The sequence below is a fragment of the Nocardia cerradoensis NBRC 101014 genome (assembly GCF_000308535.1).
GTDB classification, from domain to species: domain Bacteria; phylum Actinomycetota; class Actinomycetes; order Mycobacteriales; family Mycobacteriaceae; genus Nocardia; species Nocardia cerradoensis.
In genome coordinates this window covers 1-2,961 of sequence record NZ_BAFW01000309.1, presented here as the reverse complement: position 1 = coordinate 2,961, position 2,961 = coordinate 1, and the positions used below count along the sequence as shown (strand labels likewise).

Sequence of the window (2,961 nt, the reverse complement as noted above, 5' to 3'; positions counted from 1 at the left end):
GATCGGTATCGGCGTCAGACTAGCCGCCGCACCACCCGTAAGTAAATAGCGGTTCGCCCCGCTGCTTGCTATGAAGCAGGAGGCGATCCGCGATTCGTTCTTTTGTCATACCAGCTCACAGCGATCCGGCAGTACCTTCCAGGCGGAACGTGCGAGCTGGATGTTCTGCCGAGTTCGCTACATCTAGCCGACAGGGCAAGTTCTAGAACATGTTACAGTTTCGGCGGAAGCGGCGGCAACCGCCGAGGTCGGAGCGAGGGTCTGCCGCAGGGCGGCGACCGCGGCGGTGACGGCCGCGCCGCCGGTGGTCCACGCCGTTCCGGCGGGCTGGGTGGTAAGCACGACGACCACATAGCGGCCGGGCCGGGCCGGGTCTGCGGAAACCAGTCCGGTCGTATTCAGCGTCGTCGAGTCGTCCAGCGACATCCAGCCCTGTTTGATCGCCCAGTCGGTCCCGGTGAGGGCGTCGGGAATCCCGAAGTACTGATCGGTTCCGTCGGCGGCGGTCGCGCTCGCCTGATGCAGCGCGGTGAGGATCAGATCGCGGGCCGGCTGCGGGATCTCGGCACCGATGTAGTGATAGATCCGCACCACATCGGCCGGGGTGGTGAGTGTTTCACCCCACTGAGCCGGATCGTCCGGCGGCTCGGTGGCGCCGAGTCCGATATCCGCCGCGACGCGGGCCACGATGTCGGGGCCGCCGTCGGTATCCCACAGCGCGTCGGCGATATCGTCGTCGCTGGCCGACAGCATCTGCGACAGCAGCGCGGCGGTATCCGGATCCGGCTGCCAGTTCAGGCTTTTCAGCTCGTCGAGGGCGATCAGTAGTTTGACCACCGATGCCGTGTAGAACTGCTGATCGGTGTTCAGCCCCACGAGGGTGGCCCCGGTGCTGGTGTCGACCACGTCGATACCCACCTGGCTGCCGGGTTCGGCGGTGAGGATCGTGTTGCGAATCTGCTGCGCCACCGGATTCGGCGAAATCGGCTGGGCCGCAGTGGGGATCGCCGGGGCATCGGCGCCGACGGTGTCCGCCACCGCGCCGACGGTGCCGGAACCGGGATGTGCCGCGGCGGTTCCGGTCGCCACATGCGCCACCACGATTCCCGAAATCGCGAGTACCACAGCGAATGCCGCGACAGCGAGTGCGCGCCGGCGTGGACGGCCGGACAGAGTGTTCATATCTTCCAGAAACCGCGCGCAGCTGTGTACAGCTCGAGGGCCGGTTGGTAGAACGCTGTCGGTTCACGGTGCGGTCGCTGTCGGGCGTGTTGGTGGACGCGGACCCGGTCCCTGCGCCACGATCGTCGGGTGACCAAGAGCTCCTACCACCACGGAGATCTGCGGGAAACGCTGCTGACGGCGGCGGCCGAGCAGATCGCTGCCGACGGCGTCGACGCGGTGTCGCTGCGAGCGCTGGCCCAGCGCGCCGGTGTCTCACATGCCGCGCCCGCCCACCATTTCGGCAATCGGCAGGGTTTGCTCACCGCGCTCGCGATCCGCGGATACGAGCTGCTGGCCGACGAATTGCGTGGCGCCCGCGACGATTTCCGGGAGATGGCGGTCGCCTACATCCGCTTCGCGCGTCGCCATCCCGGGCATTTCGACGTCATGTTCCGCCACGACCTGCTGCGGGCCGACGACCCGGAGCTGATCGCGGCGCGCACCGTTTCCGGCGAGGAGTTGCGTTCCGGCGTAGCCCAACTGGGCGTCGCGGAATCGGCGCGACCGGCGACCGAACTGGCGGCCTGGTCGCTCGTGCACGGCTTCGCGTCACTGTGGCGCGAGGGCGCGCTCACCGACTCCGAACTCGGCGGCACCGATCCCGAACAGCTGGCCCGGCAGATGGTCGCCACCGTCGACTTCGTCGGAGCGAAAATGTAACGACGACAACGATATTCGGCTCAGCGTTCGTGAACCATCTCGGCCACCCGGCGCTGCGCTTCGGTCGCGTCGGTGTCGACGACGGCGTCGGTGGTGGCGGTTTCGTTCCGGCCGGCGAGCAGATCGCGGATTTCGATCAACAATTCCGTTTGGGTCGGGACGGCCTTCTTCTTGCGGCTGAACCGTTTCTGCAAGGTGTTCATCGGAAGAATGAGCACGAAATACAACACCGTCGCCACCATGAGGAAATTGATGGCCGCGCTGATGATCGGTCCGACGGCGATGAACGTGGCCGGTTTTCCGGCGACCAGTTGCACGCCCAATCCGAGCTGCCCGTTGGTGCCCACGACCGCCAGCAGCGGCTCGACGATTCCCTTCGTCACCGAGGTGACGATCGCGGTGAAGGCCGTACCCATCACCACCGCGGTCGCCAATTCGATGACGTTGCCGCGCATCAGGAAGTCTTTGAACCCTTTGAGCATGTCAGCCTCACGATCGATCCGAACACATCACGCTGTCTCGGACCGGCAGTCTAACGGCGAGCAGCGAACCAGCAGCAACTCGATGTGGGCTCGATCACGTGTTCGGATCCGAATCCGTCGGTCCCGGACGATAACCTTTCCGGCGTGGCCGAGAATTCGCCGGGGCTCTATCGCGAACGCCGCTCGCGGGCGTCCGCGGGCGCGATGGTGTGGCAGCGGGAGGTGACGGCGGAGTCGGCCACGGTGTTGCCGGACGGCTGTATGGATCTGCTGTGGCTCGGTGGTCGGCTGGTGGTGGCCGGGCCGGATACCCGCGCCTACCGCAGTGGCGCGGCCGCGCAGACCGTGTACGGGATCCGTTTCGCGCCGGGCACCGCCCCGGGGCTGCTCGGCGTACGTGCGCAGGAACTGCTGGATCGCCGCGCCGAGCTGGACGAGTTGTGGTCGTCGCGGCGGGCTCGCGTGCTGGCCGATGTGGTCGCGGCGGCGCCGGATCCGCTGCGCGGACTCGAGGAGGTGGCCCGCCGCTGTGCGGCGGCGACCGCCCCGCCCGACCCGGTGGTGGCGCGGATCGTGCGCCGGCTGGATGCGGGGG

General features: G+C 67.3%; 4 protein-coding genes. 2 read left to right on the top strand and 2 right to left on the bottom strand.

Features of this window, described 5'->3' with window-relative positions; genetic code table 11:
- Positions 1 to 183: 183 nt before the first annotated feature.
- Positions 184 to 1,182 carry a serine hydrolase gene (locus tag ON23_RS28235; protein WP_051043484.1) on the bottom strand — a complete coding sequence of 333 codons (999 nt, stop codon included), beginning with the start codon at positions 1,180 to 1,182 and terminating at the stop codon, positions 184 to 186.
- Between the two features lie 129 nt (positions 1,183 to 1,311).
- Between ON23_RS28235 and ON23_RS28230 the strand changes: the two genes are divergently transcribed.
- A complete protein-coding gene (locus tag ON23_RS28230) occupies positions 1,312 to 1,884 on the top strand; it encodes a TetR/AcrR family transcriptional regulator (protein WP_039781969.1) in 573 nt (190 codons plus the stop codon).
- A gap of 20 nt (positions 1,885 to 1,904) precedes the next feature.
- Here ON23_RS28230 and mscL read toward each other — a convergent pair whose 3' ends face one another.
- Positions 1,905 to 2,366, bottom strand: coding sequence for a large conductance mechanosensitive channel protein MscL (gene mscL / locus ON23_RS28225; protein ID WP_039781968.1), 462 nt, complete (start codon positions 2,364 to 2,366; stop codon positions 1,905 to 1,907).
- A gap of 144 nt (positions 2,367 to 2,510) precedes the next feature.
- On the opposite strand from mscL, the gene ON23_RS28220 reads away from it, so the two are divergent.
- Positions 2,511 to 2,961: DUF6597 domain-containing transcriptional factor (locus ON23_RS28220; protein WP_039781970.1), on the top strand; the 451-nt coding region annotated here is incomplete at its 3' end.

Excerpts from the sequence above, each read along its gene's own strand:
- ON23_RS28235 (WP_051043484.1), bottom strand. The coding sequence starts at position 1,182 with ATGAACACTCTGTCCGGCCGTCCACGCCGGCGCGCACTCGCTGTCGCG.
- mscL (WP_039781968.1), bottom strand. The coding sequence starts at position 2,366 with ATGCTCAAAGGGTTCAAAGACTTCCTGATGCGCGGCAACGTCATCGAA.